The following is an 18,031-nucleotide window of genomic DNA, read 5'->3' on the forward strand; positions in this document are numbered from 1 at the left end:
GGTCGTGTAGAGCGCGGCGTGGTGAAGGTAGGTGAAGAAGTTGCCATCATCGGCATCAAGGAAACCACCAAGACCACCTGTACCGGCGTGGAAATGTTCCGCAAGCTGCTGGACGAAGGCCGTGCTGGTGAGAACGTTGGTGTTCTGCTGCGTGGTATCAAGCGTGAAGACGTAGAGCGTGGTCAAGTACTGGCCAAGCCGAACACCATCACCCCGCACACCAAGTTTGAATCTGAAGTGTACGTGTTGTCCAAGGAAGAAGGCGGTCGTCATACTCCGTTCTTCAAGGGCTACCGTCCGCAGTTCTACTTCCGTACCACCGACGTGACTGGCACCATCGAACTGCCGGAAGGCGTAGAAATGGTCATGCCAGGCGACAACATCAAGATGGTTGTCACCCTGATCTGCCCGATCGCGATGGACGAAGGTCTGCGTTTCGCCATCCGTGAAGGTGGTCGTACTGTAGGCGCAGGCGTTGTTGCCAAGGTTATCGAGTAATCCTGGCTGACAAACGCGTCGCAAGGCCCCTATAATAGGGGCTTTGTTTTGCAGGGGCGTAGTTCCAATTGGTAGAACAGCGGTCTCCAAAACCGATGGTTGGGGGTTCGAATCCCTCCGCCCCTGCCAGCTTACCTCGCCGAGCGCGGGGCTTTCGCGTCTTTTAAATAAGTAAATTATGAAACAGGTAGGTTGTATGAGTGTGAATACTGAGAGCCAGGGCGGCAGCAAGGCCAAAGATACCCTGTTGTGGAGCCTGGTTTTCATCATCCTGGCGGCTGCGATCGTGGGCAACTATGTCTTTAGTGAGCAAGCCTTGTTTATCCGTATCGTGGCGGTTGTTGTTTCAATTGTCATCGCGGGTGTCGTAGCGCTGCAAACCGGAAAAGGCAAGTCTGTTCTCGACTTCGCCCGTGAGTCTCGCATCGAAGTCCGCAAAGTGGTGTGGCCAAGCCGTCAGGAGACCATTCAGACAACTCTGATCATTTTCGCGGTGGTTGCTGTCGTCGGGCTGTTCCTGTTCCTGCTGGATGGCGTGCTCATCTGGGCGGTGGATTTCATTACCGGAGTTAAGGGTTAAGCCATGAGTGAACAACGCATGAGATGGTACGTCGTACAGGCTTTCTCCGGCTATGAAGGTCGGGTTGCCAAATCTCTGAAAGAGCATATCAAGATGCATGGCATGGAAGACAAATTCGGTGAGGTGCTGGTACCGACCGAAGAAGTCATCGAAATGCGTGCCGGACAAAAGCGCAAGAGTGAACGCAAGTTCTTCCCTGGTTATGTCCTGGTCCAGATGCTCATGGATGAAACTTCCTGGCACTTGGTACGTAGCGTACCGCGCGTCATGGGCTTTATCGGCGGTACTTCAGACCGTCCTGCTCCCATTTCTGATAAAGAAGCGGATGCTATTTTGAACCGTCTGCAAGAGTCGGTTGATAAGCCGAAGCCGAAGACCCTGTTTGAACCGGGTGAAATGGTTCGCGTCAGTGATGGCCCGTTTGCCGATTTCCAAGGTGTGGTCGAAGAAGTCGATTACGAAAAGAGCCGCCTGAAGGTATCTGTTTTGATCTTCGGTCGTTCTACTCCGGTCGAGCTCGATTTCGGTCAGGTCGAAAAAGCCTGATTTTTACGCAAGTAAACTTGTCAGGGGTGGTGGATATCTCTATAATTCGCTGCCCCTTTTTTCTTGGGGAGCCGATGAGGAGCTCGAAAGAGGTCTGAGGCGCTAGAACCCATTTTGAGGTATTTAAAACATGGCTAAGAAAGTCACAGCTTATATCAAGCTGCAAGTTAAGGCTGGTAGCGCAAACCCGTCGCCACCTGTTGGTCCGGCTCTGGGTCAGCACGGTGTGAACATCATGGAATTCTGTAAGGCGTTCAACGCTCGTACAGAAAAGCTGGAGAAGGGCGCCCCGACTCCGGTCGTGATCACTGTATACAGCGATCGCTCCTTCACCTTTGAAACCAAAACTCCGCCAGCATCTTTCCTGCTGAAGAAGGCCGCAGGTATCACCTCCGGTTCTTCCAAGCCGAACAAGGACAAGGTAGGCAAGGTTTCTCAGGCTCAACTGCTTGAAATCGCTAAGACCAAGGAACCGGACATGACCGGCTCCGATCTGGAAGCGATGGCTCGCTGCATCGCGGGTTCTGCCCGTTCCATGGGCCTGGTAGTAGAGGGTTAAGACAATGGCTAAACTGACCAAGCGCATGCGCGTGATCCGCGAAAAGGTTGATGGTACCAAAGAGTACGGCATCACCGAAGCCGTTGCCCTGCTGAAGGAACTGGCTACCGCCAAGTTCGTTGAAAGCGTTGACGTCGCTGTCAACCTGGGTATCGATGCTCGTAAATCTGACCAAAACGTCCGTGGCGCCACCGTTCTGCCGAACGGCACCGGTCGCACCGTGCGCGTTGCCGTATTTACCCAGGGTGCCAATGCCGAAGCCGCCAAGGCTGCCGGTGCTGACCTGGTAGGTATGGAAGATCTGGCTGACCAGATCAAGAAGGGCGAAATGAACTTCGACGTCGTTATTGCTTCCCCGGATGCAATGCGCGTTGTTGGTCAACTGGGTCAAATTCTCGGCCCACGTGGCCTGATGCCGAACCCGAAGGTTGGTACTGTAACGCCTAACGTTGTCGAAGCGGTAAATAACGCCAAGGCAGGTCAGGTTCGTTATCGTAACGACAAGAACGGTATCATCCACACCACTCTGGGTAAGGTTGATTTTACCACTGAGCAACTGCAACAAAACTTGGAAGCCCTGCTGAGCGCCCTGAAAAAGGCCAAGCCGTCTACTTCCAAGGGGCAGTTCATCAAGAAGGTAAGCATCTCCACCACCATGGGTGCCGGTGTTGCCGTTGACCAAGCTACTCTGGATACCAACGCTGCTTAATTGAGCGTTTACAGGTTGCGGAATTTTAGTTAGAATTCCGCGCCTTATTTGGTTGGGGGTCTCGACTCCCGTCCAAGACCGCAGGAGGCGTGAGCCTTAATTCCCTGCGTAGACGGTGCCGGACACCAGCGAGAAAGATTTACTTTCTTCTGGATTCTGCCACCGAGTTCTCCCCCACAAAGGGAGTTGTTGTCAGTTCTGGGCTCGCCCAGATTAAACTCCAGGAGTTAAAGCCAATGGCATTAGGATTCGAAGACAAAAAGGCGATTGTCGCTGAAGTCAGCGAAGCTGCCAAAGGCGCACTGTCTGCTGTTGCCGCCGATTCCCGTGGCGTAACCGTAGCCAAGATGACCACTCTGCGTAAGTCTGCTCGTGAAGCAGGCGTATACATGCGCGTCGTTCGTAACACTCTGCTGACTCGTGCAGTGGAAGGTTCCGATTTCGAATGCATGAAAGACGTATTTGTTGGTCCGACCCTGATCGCTTTCTCTAACGAACACCCGGGCGCTGCTGCTCGTCTGTTCAAAGAGTTTGCCAAGGGGAACGATAAGTTCTCCATCAAGGGTGGTGCGTTCCAGGGTGAATTCATCCCTGCAGCTCAAATTGATCGTCTGGCAACGCTGCCGACCTACGAAGAAGCTCTGGCGAAGTTGATGGCTACCATGAAGGAAGCCGCAGCTGGCAAGCTGGTTCGTACTATCGCAGCTCTGCGCGACAAGAAAGAAGCCGAAGCGGCCTAATTCTTGTAACAGATTGCTTTCACATTAAATTTTCTACGACAGGAACTTTTTGTCATGTCTATCACTAAAGACCAAATCATCGAAGCCGTTGCTTCCATGTCCGTAATGGAAGTTGTTGAACTGATCTCCGCTATGGAAGAGAAGTTCGGTGTTTCTGCTGCTGCTGCAGTAGCTGCCGGTCCGGCCGCTGTTGAAGCTGTTGAAGAACAAACTGAATTCAACGTTATCCTGACCGCTGCTGGTGCCAACAAGGTATCCGTAATCAAGGCTGTCCGCGCTGCTACCTCCCTGGGCCTGAAAGAAGCCAAGGATCTGGTAGAAGCCGCTCCGACTCCGGTCAAGGAAGGCGTCAGCAAGGACGAAGCAGAAGCTCTGAAGAAAGAGCTGGAAGCGGCTGGTGCTTCTGTTGAAGTTAAGTAATCTGTACCCCTACAGATTAGCGGCCTGAATATTTTTCAGGCTAGGGCTGGTGAATAATTGTTCACCAGCCCTTTTGCGCTGTAATCTAACGGGATCTCCGCACCGTTTAATTCCGTTAGATGCCGTCAGCGCGCCAGATTGTTGAACTTGGTCTGGTATACAAAGCGGTGTCGAAAAAAGAACTGTCCTCGTCGGGGACAGCGTGGGTCACTTTTCAGCGAGCTGAGGAACCCTATGGTTTACTCTTATACCGAAAAAAAACGCATTCGTAAGGACTTCGGTAAGCGCGATCAAGTTCTCGATACGCCTTACCTTTTGTCCATTCAGTTGGACTCCTTTAAACAGTTCCTTGAAGCCGACCCGGAAGGGGCATATGGGCTAGAGGCAGCTTTCCGCAGCGTTTTCCCGATCACCAGCTATTCAGGCACGGCAGCACTGCAATATGTGAGCTACCGTCTGGGTGAGCCGGTATTTGACGTAAAAGAATGCCAAATCCGAGGCGTGACCTACTCCGCCCCGCTGCGCGTTAAGTTGCGTCTGGTGCTGTTTGATAGAGAAGCAGCTGCCGGTACTGTCAAGGACATCAAGGAACAAGAAGTCTACATGGGCGAAATTCCGCTCATGACAGACAACGGTACCTTCATTGTGAATGGTACTGAACGGGTCATCGTCTCCCAGCTGCATCGCAGCCCGGGTGTCTTCTTTGATCACGACAAGGGCAAGACCCATTCCTCCGGGAAGGTGCTCTACAATGCTCGCGTCATTCCTTACCGTGGCTCCTGGCTGGACTTCGAGTTCGATGCCAAGGATAACCTGTTCGTGCGGATCGACCGTCGTCGCAAATTGCCGGCGTCCATCATGCTGCGCGCACTGAGTTTCACCACTGAGGAAATCCTGGCGACCTTCTTCGAAACTATCAAGTTCGAGATCAAAGAAGGCAAGCTCATGATGGAGCTGGTGCCTGATCGTCTGCGCGGTGAAACCGCCATTTTCGACATCGTGGTCAATAACGAAGTCGTGGTGGAGAAGGGACGTCGCGTAACCGCTCGTCATATCCGTCACCTGGAAAAATCTGACGTCAAGCAGATTGAAGTACCAGTGGAATATGTGGTTGGTAAGGTATCCGCCAAGGATTATGCCAACGCACAGACTGGTGAAATCATTGCTGCAGCCAACACGGCCCTGAGTCTGGAAGCGATCGCCAACCTGTCTCAAGCTGGACGTAAGGAATTCGAGGTTCTGTTCACCAATGAACTGGATCACGGCGCCTATATGTCCGAGACCCTGCGTATCGATTCTGCGACCAACCGCCTCGAAGCGCTGGTTGAAATCTATCGCATGATGCGTCCAGGCGAACCGCCTACTCGTGATGCGGCTGAACAGCTGTTTGAAAACCTGTTCTTCTCGGAAGATCGCTACGATCTTTCCACCGTCGGCCGGATGAAGTTCAACAGCCGTCTGAATCGTGAAGAGCAGACTGGTCTGGGTATCCTGACCAAAGAAGACATCGTGGATGTCATGAAGAAGCTCATCGATATCCGTAACGGTAACGATGAAGTGGATGATATCGACCACCTGGGTAACCGCCGGATCCGTTCTGTTGGTGAAATGGCCGAGAACCAATTCCGTGTGGGCTTGGTCCGTGTGGAACGTGCCGTTAAGGAACGCCTGTCTCTGGGGGATCTGGATGCGGTGATGCCGCAAGACCTGATCAATGCCAAGCCGATCTCGGCAGCCGTGAAGGAGTTCTTCGGTTCCAGCCAGTTGTCCCAGTTTATGGATCAGAACAACCCGCTGTCTGAAGTGACCCACAAACGCCGTATCTCTGCGTTGGGCCCGGGTGGTTTGACCCGTGAACGCGCCGGCTTTGAAGTCCGTGACGTACATCCGACTCACTACGGTCGTCTGTGCCCTATCGAGACTCCGGAAGGTCCGAACATCGGTCTGATCAACTCCTTGGCGGTTTACTCGCGCACCAATGATTACGGTTTCCTCGAGACTCCGTATCGTAAGGTTGTGGATGGTGTGATCACCGATGAGGTCGATTACCTGTCTGCCATCGAAGAAGGCAACTACGTCATCGCCCAGGCAAATGCCAATGTGGACGATGCCGGCAAGCTGAAAGATGAGCTGATTCCGTGCCGTCATAAGGGTGAATCCACCTTCATGAACGCCGATCAGATCCAGTACATGGATGTGAGCCCGCAACAGGTAGTTTCTGTCGCTGCGGCCCTGATCCCGTTCCTTGAACACGATGACGCCAACCGGGCACTGATGGGCTCGAACATGCAACGTCAGGCCGTTCCGACTCTGCGCGCTGACAAGCCGCTGGTTGGTACCGGGATGGAACGTGCTGTCGCGGTTGACTCCGGTGTAACCGTGGTTGCCAATCGTGGTGGTATGGTCGATTACGCTGATGCTTCCCGTATCGTCATCAAGGTCAACGAGGATGAGTTGCTGCCTGGCGAAGCCGGCATCGACATCTATAACCTGACCAAGTACACCCGCTCTAACCAGAATACCTGTATCAACCAGCGCCCTTGTGTGCGTTCGGGTGAGCCAGTGGTGGCTGGTGATGTGCTGGCCGATGGTCCGTCTACCGATCTGGGTGAACTGGCGCTGGGTCAAAACCTGCGTATCGCTTTCATGCCGTGGAACGGCTACAACTTCGAAGACTCCATCTTGGTCTCCGAAAATGTGGTGAAAGAAGATCGTCTGACCACGATCCACATCCAGGAACTGGCTTGTATCGCTCGTGATACCAAGCTTGGCCCAGAAGAAATCACCGCCGATATTCCGAACGTGGGCGAAGCGGCACTCTCCAAACTGGATGAGTCCGGCATCGTCTACGTCGGTGCCGAAGTGCAGGGTGGTGACATTCTGGTCGGTAAGGTAACGCCGAAAGGTGAAACCCAACTGACTCCGGAAGAAAAGCTGCTGCGCGCCATCTTCGGTGAGAAGGCCTCCGATGTGAAGGACTCCTCACTGCGGGTGCCGAACGGTGTCTACGGGACCGTGGTGGATGTGCAAGTCTTTACCCGCGATGGCGTGGAAAAAGACAAGCGCGCCAAAGAAATTGAAGACATGCAACTGCGCGATGCCAAGAAGGATTTGACCGAAGAGTTCAAGATCCTGGAAGACGGTATCTACAGTCGTGCTCGTTCGCTGCTGGTTCATTCCGGCTTCAGCGATGCCAAGCTGGAAAGCCTGGGTCGTGCCAAATGGCTGGAACAGGCGCTGGAAGACGAAGGCCGTCAGGTCGAACTCGAACAGATCGCCGAGCAGTACATAGCCCTGCGTGAAGAGTTTGATCGCAAGTTTGAAGCCAAGCGTCAGAAGATTATCCAGGGTGATGATCTGGCTCCAGGCGTGCTGAAGATCGTCAAGGTCTACCTGGCCGTGAAGCGTCGCATCCAGCCAGGTGACAAGATGGCTGGTCGTCATGGTAACAAGGGTGTTATTTCCAAGATCTGCCCGATCGAAGATATGCCCCATGATGAGTATGGCCGTCCGGTTGACATCGTTCTGAACCCGCTGGGTGTACCATCGCGGATGAACATCGGTCAGGTTCTCGAAGTGCACATGGGCCTTGCGGCCAAGGGCATTGGCGAGAAGATTGATCGCATGATCAAGGAACAGCAGGATCTGGCCAAGCAACGTGAATTCTTGCAGAAGGTTTACGACTTGGGTGAATGCCGTCAGAAGGTAGATCTGTCTACATTCTCCGACGATGCCGTTCGCACGCTGGCTGAAAACCTGCGCAAGGGTATGCCGATTGCAACACCAGCCTTTGATGGTGCTAAAGAGCACGAAATCAAAGCGATGTTGAAGCTGGCTGACCTTCCTGAATCTGGCCAGATCACTCTGTTTGATGGTCGCAGCGGCATGCCGTTCGAGCGTCAGGTTACCGTGGGCTACATGTACATGCTGAAGTTGAACCACTTGGTCGACGACAAGATGCATGCGCGTTCCACCGGTTCCTATAGCCTGGTTACTCAGCAACCGCTGGGTGGTAAGGCACAGTTCGGTGGTCAGCGGTTCGGTGAAATGGAAGTGTGGGCCCTCGAAGCTTACGGTGCTGCGTATACCTTGCAGGAAATGCTTACCGTCAAGTCAGACGATGTGAATGGTCGGACCAAGATGTACAAGAACATCGTGGATGGCGACCACCGTATGGAGCCGGGCATGCCCGAATCTTTCAACGTTTTGTTGAAGGAAATTCGCTCACTGGGTATCAACATCGAGCTGGAAGAAGAATAAGGGGTTCGCCGCCCCTTATTAAGCCGAGATTGACAAGGGCGCCCCGCAAGGGGCGCCAAGATTGAACTCCTGACGGGAGACACACGTGAAAGACTTACTAAAGTTTTTGAAAGCCCAGAGCAAGACCGAAGAATTTGATGGTATCAAGATCGGTCTGGCTTCCCCGGACATGATCCGCTCCTGGTCTTTCGGTGAAGTGAAAAAGCCGGAAACCATCAACTACCGGACTTTCAAGCCGGAGCGTGATGGCCTGTTCTGCGCCCGTATTTTCGGGCCGGTTAAAGATTACGAATGCCTGTGTGGCAAATATAAGCGTCTCAAGCACCGCGGTGTGATCTGCGAAAAATGCGGCGTTGAAGTGACCCAGACTAAAGTACGCCGCGAGCGTATGGGCCACATCGAACTGGCGTCGCCTGTGGCGCACATCTGGTTCCTGAAGTCCCTGCCTTCTCGTATCGGTTTGCTGCTGGACATGACCCTGCGTGACATCGAGCGGGTCCTGTATTTCGAATCATTTGTCGTGATCGAAGCCGGTATGACCGCGTTGGAACGTGGTCAGATGCTCTCGGAAGAGCAGTATCTGGATGCGCTGGAAGAGTATGGTGATGAATTCGAAGCCAAGATGGGTGCCGAAGCAATTCTGGAATTGCTGCGTGCCATCGATCTGGAACAAGAAATCGCCCAGATGCGTGAAGAGCTGGATCAAACCAACTCCGAAACCAAGCGCAAGAAGACCACCAAGCGTCTGAAGCTGATGGAAGCCTTCCTGTTCTCTGGCAACAAGCCGGAGTGGATGGTGATGACAGTGCTGCCTGTGTTGCCGCCGGATCTGCGTCCGCTGGTACCGCTGGACGGCGGTCGTTTCGCGACCTCTGACCTGAACGATCTCTATCGTCGTGTCATCAACCGGAACAACCGTTTGAAGCGTCTGCTGGACTTGGCTGCGCCGGATATTATCGTGCGCAACGAAAAGCGTATGCTGCAGGAATCTGTCGATGCTCTGCTGGATAACGGTCGTCGTGGCCGCGCCATCACCGGCTCCAACAAGCGTCCGCTGAAGTCCCTGGCCGATATGATCAAGGGTAAGCAAGGTCGTTTCCGTCAAAACCTGCTCGGTAAGCGTGTCGACTACTCAGGTCGTTCCGTTATTACCGTAGGTCCGACCCTGCGTCTGCATCAGTGCGGTTTGCCGAAGAAGATGGCGTTGGAGCTGTTCAAGCCGTTTATCTATGGCAAGTTGGAAGCTCGTGGTCTGGCGACCACCATCAAGGCTGCCAAGAAGATGGTCGAACGCGAAGAAGCTGTCGTATGGGATATCCTGGACGAAGTGATCCGCGAACATCCGGTCATGCTGAACCGTGCTCCGACCCTGCACCGTCTGGGTATTCAAGCATTTGAACCGACCCTGATTGAAGGGAAGGCGATCCAGCTGCACCCGCTGGTGTGTTCGGCATTCAACGCTGACTTCGACGGTGACCAGATGGCGGTCCACGTACCGCTAACTCTGGAAGCCCAGCTCGAAGCTCGTGCCCTGATGATGTCGACCAACAACATTCTGTCACCGGCCTCTGGTGAACCGATCATAGTTCCGTCTCAGGACGTGGTCTTGGGTCTGTATTACATGACCCGTTCCAAGGTGGGTGCCAAGGGTGAAGGTATGGTCCTGGCCAGCTCGAAAGAAGCTGAAAAGGTCTACCGTGCTGGCCTGGCTTCGCTGCATGCTCGCGTCAAGTGCCGTATTACTGAATACACCAAGACCGAAAATGATGAGCTGATTGCCAAGACCGAGCTGAAGAACACCACAGTTGGTCGTGCTATTCTGTCGCTGATCCTGCCGAAGGGTATGGAATATGCGCTGATTGACGAGCCGAAGCAGCTGACCGATGCCGAGAAGGCAGAGCTGGCGGCGCGTCCGGAGACCTGGTTCAAGTCCGTTTCCAACAAGGCATTGGGTAAGAAGGCAATCTCCAAGTTGCTGAACACCTGTTACCGGAAGCTGGGTCTGAAAGACACCGTCATCTTCGCTGACCAACTGATGTACACCGGTTTCCACTATGCTGCGCTGTCGGGTTCTTCTGTCGGTATCAACGACATGGTTATCCCAGATGCCAAGAAGCCGATCATCGAAGCGGCTGAGGCTGAAGTTGCGGAAATCCAGGAGCAGTTCCAGTCTGGTCTGGTTACTGCGGGCGAACGCTACAACAAGGTTATCGATATCTGGGCAAGCGCTAACGAACGCGTTTCCAAGGCGATGATGGAAAACCTCTCCAAAGAGACAGCGGTTAACTATTTGGGCGAAGAGGAAGAGCAAGCCTCTTTCAACAGCGTCTTTATGATGGCTGACTCCGGGGCGCGGGGTTCTGCTGCCCAGATCCGTCAGTTGGCGGGGATGCGGGGCCTGATGGCCAAGCCGGATGGCTCCATCATCGAAACGCCGATCGTGGCGAACTTCCGTGAAGGTCTGAACGTACTCCAGTACTTCATCTCGACTCACGGTGCTCGTAAGGGTCTGGCGGATACCGCACTCAAGACTGCAAACTCCGGTTACCTGACTCGTCGTCTGGTCGACGTGGCACAAGACATGGTCATCACCGAGCCGGATTGCGGCACGACTGAAGGTCTGTGGATGATGCCGCTGATCGAAGGTGGTGATGTGGTCGAGCCGTTGCGTGAACGCGTGCTGGGTCGTGTTGTTGCTGAAGACGTACTCAAGCCCGGTACTAACGAGCTGCTGATTGCGCGTAACACTCTGCTGGATGAGCAGTGGTGTAACATTCTGGAAGCCAACTCCGTTGACCGCATGAAGGTTCGTTCGGCGATCACCTGCGAGACCGACTTCGGTATTTGCGGTCACTGCTACGGTCGTGATCTGGCACGTGGTCACCTGGTTAACGCCGGGGAAGCGGTGGGTGTCATCGCGGCGCAATCCATCGGTGAACCGGGTACCCAGCTCACCATGCGTACCTTCCACATCGGGGGTGCGGCATCGCGTGCGGCGGCTGAAAGCAGTGCTACCGTGAAGAACACCGGTGTTATCAAGCTGCAAAACGCCAAGTTCGTCGAGAACAGTGGCGGCAAGCTGGTTATCACCTCGCGTTCATCCGAACTGACCATCATGGATGACCTGGGTCGTACCAAGGAAAGCCACAAGCTTCCGTACGGTTCTGTGTTGGAAGTGAAGGATGGCCAATCGGTGAAGGCTGGCGAAATCGTCGCCAACTGGGATCCGCACACTCACCCGATCATCACGGAAGTGGCAGGTCGCATCAAGTTCATCGATTTGATCGACGGTATCACGGTGAGCCGTCAGACCGACGAGCTGACGGGTCTTTCCTCTCTGGTGGTTCTGGACGTCAATGAGCGTTCATCCTCCGGTAAGGAACTGCGTCCGACGGTGAAACTGGTAGATGCCAACGGTAAGGATGTGCTGATTCCGGGGACCGAAGTCTCCGCGCAGTACTTCTTGCCAGGTCAGGCCATCGTCCAATTGGAAGATGGTGCCCAGGTGAGCGTGGGTGACGCGGTTGCGCGTATTCCGCAAGCTTCTGGCGGTACCAAGGACATCACCGGTGGTCTGCCACGGGTTGCTGATCTGTTCGAAGCGCGTCAACCGAAGGAACCGGCAATTTTGGCCGAGATCTCCGGTACTATCTCCTTCGGCAAGGAAACCAAGGGCAAACGCCGCTTGGTGATCACGCCGACGGATGGTGGTGAAGCGTACGAAGAGATGATTCCGAAGTGGCGGAACCTGAACGTCTTCGAAGGTGAAAAAGTTCAACAAGGTGAAGTCCTGGCCGACGGTCCTGAGTCTGCTCATGACATTCTGCGTCTGCGCGGTATCAGCCCGGTTGCGAACTACATCGTCAACGAAGTACAGGACGTTTACCGTCTGCAAGGCGTTAAGATCAACGACAAGCACATCGAAGTGATTGTTCGTCAGATGCTGCGTAAGGGCGAGATCATCGATGGTGGTGACACCGAGTTCCTCGAAGGGGAACAAGTCGAAGTGGCTCGTGCCAAGATTGCTAATCGCAAGCTCGAAGCGGAAGGCAAGCGTCCGGCTACCTATCGCCGTGTGCTGATGGGGATCACCAAGGCCTCGTTGAACACCGAATCCTTTATTTCTGCCGCTTCCTTCCAGGAAACGACCCGCGTGCTGACCGAAGCCGCAGTGTCCGGTAAGAAGGATGACCTGCGCGGTCTGAAGGAGAACGTGATCGTCGGTCGTCTGATCCCGGCTGGTACTGGCTTTGCTTACCACGAAGCTCGTCACAAGAAGCGTAAGGCAGCTGCACAAGCTCCGGCGCCACAAGTGACGGCTGACGAGGCTGAGCAAAACCTGGCCGACCTGCTGAACGCGGCGGGCAGTTTCGACGCCGAGTAACATCAGAACGATGCACTATTCAAGGGCCCTGCGGGGCCCTTTGTTATTTTGTGCTCGTGAAGCAGTGATGCTTTGATGGTGAGCGAGGCTTGACTCTGCCGCCGAGACAGCGAAAACTTCACCGCGTATTTTCCCGTCGCGGCGGGTTTTGTGTGAGTAAGCAAGGAGCATACAGATGCAAAAAGAAGTCATCAGTACCAATCAGGCCCCGGCGGCGATTGGTCCTTACGTGCAAGCGACTCGTTTGGGCGATCTGGTTTTCACATCTGGCCAGATCCCGCTCGATCCGGCGACGATGGAATTAGTCACGGGGAGCGTTGAGGTTCAAGCTGAGCAAGTGATGAAGAACCTGCTGGCCATTCTGACCGCCGCTGGCGCCACCGCGCAGAGTGTGGTGAAGACCACCTGTTTCTTGAAAAATATGGAAGATTTTGTCGCGTTCAATGGTGTCTATGCCAAGTATCTGGGCGAAGCAGCTCCCGCTCGCTCCTGTGTCGAAGTGGCTCGTTTGCCCAAAGACGTGCTGGTCGAAGTGGAAGCGATTGCCTACGTCGTTCGCTAGTCTCGGGGGTTTGTTATGGCATTGAGTTTTGCGCTACTGGTCTGTGGCGCGCCTTATGGCACCGAGTCGGCTGCGCAGGCCTATCTGTTTGCCCGTGAGCTGATCGTTCAGGGACACACCTTGAAAAAGGTGTTTTTCTACCAAGAGGGCGTGCTCAATGCCAACTTCCTCACCAGCCCCGCCAGTGATGAGCAAAACTTGGTGGCGGCTTGGGTCTCGTTGGCCCGTGAACACGCGGTCGAACTGGATGTGTGTGTCGCTGCGGCCTTGCGCCGTGGGGTACTGGATGGGGATGAAGCTCATTCGGCCGGTTTGAGCGTGGCTAATGTCGAGGCTCCCTTCGTACTCTCCGGGCTTGGTCAGCTAGCTGAGGCGGCTCTTGGTGTGGATCGATTGGTTCAGTTTTAAGGAGTGGCTATGCACCAGATTGCTGTCCTGTTTCGCACTGCACCCCATGGCTCGGCCTCAGGCCGGGAAGGTCTCGATGCCGTACTGGCCTGTTCGGCTCTGACCGATGAAGTGGCGCTATTTTTTCTCGGCGACGGAGTGTTCCAGCTGGCCTCGGGTCAGCAACCTGCTGGTATTCTGGGGCGAGATTACGCGCCAACGTTTAAGCTGTTGGCGTTGTACGATATCGAACAGGTGTATGTGTGTGCCGAGTCGCTGCAGGAGCGGGAGTTAAGCTCGGAGCAGTTGTTGATTCCGGCACAAGCCATCAGCCGCCAGGATCTCCAGTCCCAGCTGCAGGATTCTGCCGTCCGTCTGGTTTTTTGAGGATTGAGCCATGTTGCACATTGTTCGCCAGTCACCCTTCGAGAGTCGAGTCCTCGATGAGTGCCTGAGTTTGATGGCTCCGAGCGATAGTCTACTGCTGGTGCAAGATGCCGTGATCGCTGCCTGTGTGTCACATTCTGTATCCCGTCTGCAGACTGCCGGGGTGCCGATCTACGTGCTGGCAGAGGACTTACTGGCTCGCGGTTTATGCCCTATGGCGGGTGAGATTGTCGATATGGCGGCATTCGTGCGCCTGGTTGTCGAGCAGGGCTCGCCGCTGCGCTGGTGATCATGAGTGCAGATCACCTCCTGGATCACTAAAACGTCACTTCCCATCTATACTCTGTGAGTTTCGCGCCGCTTTTCGATGGCTTTGTGATCACGCTCTGTATAAATCTTGACTCACCTAGCACATGCGCATAGAATTTCGCGTCCCCGTGTCTGCGGGGAGGATTTTTCATATGTTTGTAAAGCTATTAGGAGCTTTTTGATGGCAACTATTAACCAGCTGGTTCGTAAGCCGCGCGTTAAGCAAGTTGTGAAAAGCACCGTTCCAGCCCTGGAAGCGTGCCCACAGAAGCGTGGCGTGTGTACTCGCGTATACACTACCACCCCCAAGAAGCCGAACTCCGCTCTGCGTAAAGTATGTCGCGTTCGTCTGACCAATGGTTTTGAAGTCACCTCCTATATCGGCGGTGAAGGTCACAACCTGCAAGAGCACTCTGTAGTGCTGATCCGTGGCGGTCGTGTTAAGGACCTCCCGGGTGTGCGTTATCACACTGTTCGTGGTGCGCTGGACTGTGCCGGTGTTAAAGACCGTAAGCAATCCCGCTCTAAGTATGGCGTGAAGAAGCCTAAGTCTTAATGGATTCCTCCGTTAAGTAAGGCCAAACGTTAATTACGTTATTTAGAAAATTTATATTTTCTAGTTTTGGGTAAAACCTGAAGTTACGAGGAATACAAAATGCCAAGACGTCGCGTTGTTGGTCAGCGTAAAATTCTGCCGGATCCCAAGTTCGGATCTGAGCTGCTGGCTAAGTTCATTAACGTCGTAATGGTTGACGGCAAAAAGTCCGTCTCCGAAAGCATCGTTTACGGTGCGCTGGATATTATCGCTACCAAGAGCGGTAAAGATCACCTGGCTATCTTTGAAGAAGCCCTGGATCACATTCGTCCGACCGTCGAAGTTAAATCTCGTCGTGTTGGCGGTTCTACTTATCAAGTTCCAGTAGAAGTTCGTCCTGTGCGTCGTAACGCACTGGCAATGCGCTGGTTGGTAGAAGCTGCCCGCAAGCGTGGTGAAAAATCTATGGCTCAGCGCCTGGCAGGTGAACTGCTGGATGCTGCTGACAATAAGGGTTCCGCTGTCAAGAAGCGTGAAGACGTGCATCGTATGGCCGAAGCCAACAAGGCATTCGCTCATTACCGTTGGTAATCCGACTGTGCAGGCCCTCGGGTCTGCACAATTTTTCATTATCTAAGGTTTGACCTTAGTAAGAGGATATCTATCGTGGCTCGTGCAACACCTATTGAGCGTTACCGCAACATTGGTATCAGTGCTCACATCGACGCTGGTAAGACTACCACTACTGAACGTGTCCTTTTCTACACCGGTGTTAGCCATAAGATCGGTGAAGTGCATGATGGCGCCGCCACCATGGACTGGATGGAACAGGAACAAGAGCGTGGTATCACCATTACCTCTGCTGCTACCACCTGTTTCTGGAGTGGTATGGGCAAGCAGTTCCAACCGCACCGTATTAACATCATCGATACCCCCGGTCACGTTGACTTCACCATCGAAGTAGAACGCTCTATGCGTGTGCTCGACGGTGCCGTCATGGTGTACTGTGCTGTCGGTGGTGTACAACCACAGTCTGAAACTGTATGGCGTCAGGCGAATAAGTACAAAGTTCCGCGTATTGCCTTCATCAACAAGATGGACCGTACCGGTGCTAATTTCTTGCGTGCTGTTGAACAGATCAAGTCCCGTCTGAAGGGCAACCCTGTTCCGCTGCAACTGCCGATCGGCGCTGAAGAAAACTTCAAGGGCGTCATCGACCTGATCAAGATGAAAGCCATCAACTGGAGCGAAGCCGACCAAGGTGTGACCTTCGATTACGAAGAGATCCCGGCTGAGTTGCAAGATGCTGCCGATGAGTGGCATCAGAAGCTGATCGAAGCTGCAGCTGAAGCTTCAGAAGAGCTAATGGAAAAATACCTCGGTGGCGAAGAGTTCTCTGAACTTGAACTGAAAGCTGCCCTGCGTCAGCGTGCGCTGAACAACGAAATTATCCTGGTTACCTGTGGTTCTGCATTCAAGAACAAGGGTGTTCAGGCGATGCTGGACGCCGTAGTTGAATACCTGCCGGCTCCGACCGACATCGCGGCTATCGCGGGTCAACTGGAAGACGGTACCCCGGCTGAGCGTCATGCTGATGACAGCGAGCCGTTCTCTGCTTTGGCATTCAAGATCGCGACCGACCCGTTTGTTGGTAACCTGACCTTCTTCCGTTGCTACTCCGGTGTTGTGAACTCTGGTGACAGCGTTCTGAACTCCGTGAAGGGCAAGCGTGATCGTATTGGTCGTATCGTACAGATGCACGCCAACAAGCGTGAAGAGATCAAGGAAGTTCGCGCAGGTGACATCGCGGCCGCTATCGGTCTGAAGGACGTCACCACGGGTGATACCCTGTGTGCTGAAAACGCCCCGATCATCCTCGAGCGTATGGAATTCCCGGAACCGGTTATCTCTGTAGCCGTTGAGCCGAAGACTAAGGCTGACCAGGAAAAGATGGGTCTGGCTCTGGGTCGTCTGGCTCAGGAAGATCCGTCATTCCGTGTATGGACCGACGAAGAATCCAGTCAGACCATCATCGCGGGTATGGGTGAACTGCACTTGGAAATCATCGTTGACCGTATGCGTCGCGAGTTCAAGGTTGAAGCCAACGTTGGTAAGCCGCAGGTTGCCTATCGTGAAACCGTGCGTGCCAAGGCCGCCGATATCACTGGTAAGCATGCCAAGCAATCTGGTGGTCGTGGTCAGTTCGGTCATGTGGTGATCGATATGTACCCGCTGGCAGAAGGCAAGGGCTACGAGTTTGTTAACGACATCAAGGGTGGCGTGATTCCTGGTGAATTCATCCCTGGCGTTGACAAGGGTATCCGTGAGCAGTTGAAATCTGGTCCTCTGGCTGGTTACCCAGTTGTGGACGTCGGTGTTCGTTTGCACTTCGGTTCATACCATGATGTTGACTCCTCTGAACTGGCGTTTAAGATCGCTGCTTCTATGGCGTTCAAGTCTGGCTTCATGCAAGCTCAACCTGTTCTGCTTGAGCCGGTTATGAAGGTTGAAGTTGAGACTCCTGAAGACTACATGGGTGATGTAATCGGTGACTTGAACCGTCGTCGCGGTATCATCGAAGGCATGGAAGACGGCCCGTCCGGCAAGATCGTTCGCGCTCTGGTGCCGCTGGCTGAAATGTTCGGTTATGCGACCGATCTGCGTTCCGCCACCCAAGGTCGTGCTTCCTACGCTATGGAGTTCGGCAAGTATGCCGAAACACCAAACAACATCGCTCAAGCGGTGATCGAAGCGCGTCACTCTAAGTAATTTACGTAAGTAATCACCGCTCACCGTCGAGGTGAGCGGCTCTAACATAGGAAGGACAACGTCGTGTCTAAAGAAAAATTTGAACGTACAAAACCCCACGTTAACGTAGGTACTATCGGCCACGTTGACCACGGTAAGACCACCCTGACTGCCGCCATCACCGCAGTGCTGGCTAAGACCTACGGCGGTAAGGCCTTCGCTTTCGACCAAATCGACAAGGCACCGGAAGAAAAGGCTCGTGGTATCACCATCAACACCTCTCACGTTGAGTACGACACCCCGGCACGTCACTACGCACACGTTGACTGCCCAGGCCACGCCGACTACGTGAAGAACATGATCACCGGTGCTGCTCAAATGGACGGCGCTATCCTGGTTGTTGCTGC

17 protein-coding genes and 1 tRNA gene are annotated in these 18,031 nt (G+C 54.0%); all 18 read left to right on the top strand.

What is annotated here, in order from left to right; all coding sequences use genetic code 11:
- On the top strand, positions 1-498 hold a 498-nt coding region (locus ACYVG7_RS04715), incomplete at its 5' end, for an EF-Tu C-terminal domain-related protein (RefSeq protein ID WP_460882073.1).
- A 52-nt stretch (positions 499-550) separates the two neighbouring features.
- A tRNA-Trp gene (locus ACYVG7_RS04720) sits at positions 551-627 on the top strand.
- Between the two features lie 67 nt (positions 628-694).
- A complete protein-coding gene (gene secE / locus ACYVG7_RS04725) occupies positions 695-1,078 on the top strand; it encodes a preprotein translocase subunit SecE (protein WP_460882074.1) in 384 nt (127 codons plus the stop codon).
- 3 nt (positions 1,079-1,081) lie between these two features.
- Positions 1,082-1,624, top strand: coding sequence for a transcription termination/antitermination protein NusG (gene nusG, locus ACYVG7_RS04730; protein ID WP_460882075.1), 543 nt, complete (start codon positions 1,082-1,084; stop codon positions 1,622-1,624).
- Between the two features lie 130 nt (positions 1,625-1,754).
- A complete protein-coding gene (gene rplK, locus ACYVG7_RS04735; protein WP_460882076.1) occupies positions 1,755-2,183 on the top strand; it encodes a 50S ribosomal protein L11 in 429 nt (142 codons plus the stop codon).
- Positions 2,184-2,187: 4 nt separating this feature from the next.
- On the top strand, positions 2,188-2,892 hold the full coding sequence (gene rplA, locus ACYVG7_RS04740) for a 50S ribosomal protein L1 (protein ID WP_460882077.1): 705 nt from the start codon (positions 2,188-2,190) through the stop codon (positions 2,890-2,892).
- A 236-nt stretch (positions 2,893-3,128) separates the two neighbouring features.
- Positions 3,129-3,632 (top strand): 50S ribosomal protein L10, encoded by a 504-nt coding sequence (gene rplJ, locus ACYVG7_RS04745; RefSeq protein ID WP_460882078.1) that lies wholly within the window; start codon positions 3,129-3,131, stop codon positions 3,630-3,632.
- A gap of 54 nt (positions 3,633-3,686) precedes the next feature.
- Complete coding sequence (rplL, locus tag ACYVG7_RS04750; protein ID WP_460882079.1) at positions 3,687-4,052, top strand: 50S ribosomal protein L7/L12; 366 nt, start codon at positions 3,687-3,689, stop codon at positions 4,050-4,052.
- Positions 4,053-4,286: 234 nt separating this feature from the next.
- A complete protein-coding gene (gene rpoB, locus ACYVG7_RS04755; protein ID WP_460882080.1) occupies positions 4,287-8,312 on the top strand; it encodes a DNA-directed RNA polymerase subunit beta in 4,026 nt (1,341 codons plus the stop codon).
- Between the two features lie 85 nt (positions 8,313-8,397).
- On the top strand, positions 8,398-12,696 hold the full coding sequence (gene rpoC, locus ACYVG7_RS04760) for a DNA-directed RNA polymerase subunit beta' (protein ID WP_460882081.1): 4,299 nt from the start codon (positions 8,398-8,400) through the stop codon (positions 12,694-12,696).
- A gap of 175 nt (positions 12,697-12,871) precedes the next feature.
- A complete protein-coding gene (locus tag ACYVG7_RS04765; RefSeq protein WP_460882082.1) occupies positions 12,872-13,258 on the top strand; it encodes a RidA family protein in 387 nt (128 codons plus the stop codon).
- Positions 13,259-13,273: 15 nt separating this feature from the next.
- Positions 13,274-13,666, top strand: a complete 393-nt coding sequence (tusD, locus tag ACYVG7_RS04770) for a sulfurtransferase complex subunit TusD (protein WP_460882083.1) — start codon at positions 13,274-13,276, stop codon at positions 13,664-13,666.
- A gap of 9 nt (positions 13,667-13,675) precedes the next feature.
- Entirely contained in the window at positions 13,676-14,032 is a 357-nt protein-coding gene (gene tusC, locus ACYVG7_RS04775) for a sulfurtransferase complex subunit TusC (protein ID WP_460882084.1), read from the top strand.
- Positions 14,033-14,042: 10 nt separating this feature from the next.
- Positions 14,043-14,321: a sulfurtransferase complex subunit TusB gene (gene tusB, locus ACYVG7_RS04780; RefSeq protein ID WP_460882085.1), complete on the top strand. Its 279-nt coding sequence runs from the start codon at positions 14,043-14,045 to the stop codon at positions 14,319-14,321.
- A gap of 201 nt (positions 14,322-14,522) precedes the next feature.
- A complete protein-coding gene (gene rpsL, locus ACYVG7_RS04785) occupies positions 14,523-14,897 on the top strand; it encodes a 30S ribosomal protein S12 (protein ID WP_460882086.1) in 375 nt (124 codons plus the stop codon).
- 99 nt (positions 14,898-14,996) lie between these two features.
- Positions 14,997-15,467, top strand: a complete 471-nt coding sequence (gene rpsG, locus ACYVG7_RS04790; protein ID WP_460882087.1) for a 30S ribosomal protein S7 — start codon at positions 14,997-14,999, stop codon at positions 15,465-15,467.
- A gap of 75 nt (positions 15,468-15,542) precedes the next feature.
- Complete coding sequence (gene fusA, locus ACYVG7_RS04795) at positions 15,543-17,645, top strand: elongation factor G (protein ID WP_460882088.1); 2,103 nt, start codon at positions 15,543-15,545, stop codon at positions 17,643-17,645.
- Between the two features lie 63 nt (positions 17,646-17,708).
- Positions 17,709-18,031, top strand: a 323-nt coding sequence (locus ACYVG7_RS04800) for a GTP-binding protein (RefSeq protein ID WP_460881793.1), incomplete at its 3' end; no start/stop codon positions are given.

The sequence above is a fragment of the Pseudaeromonas pectinilytica genome (assembly GCF_054780855.1).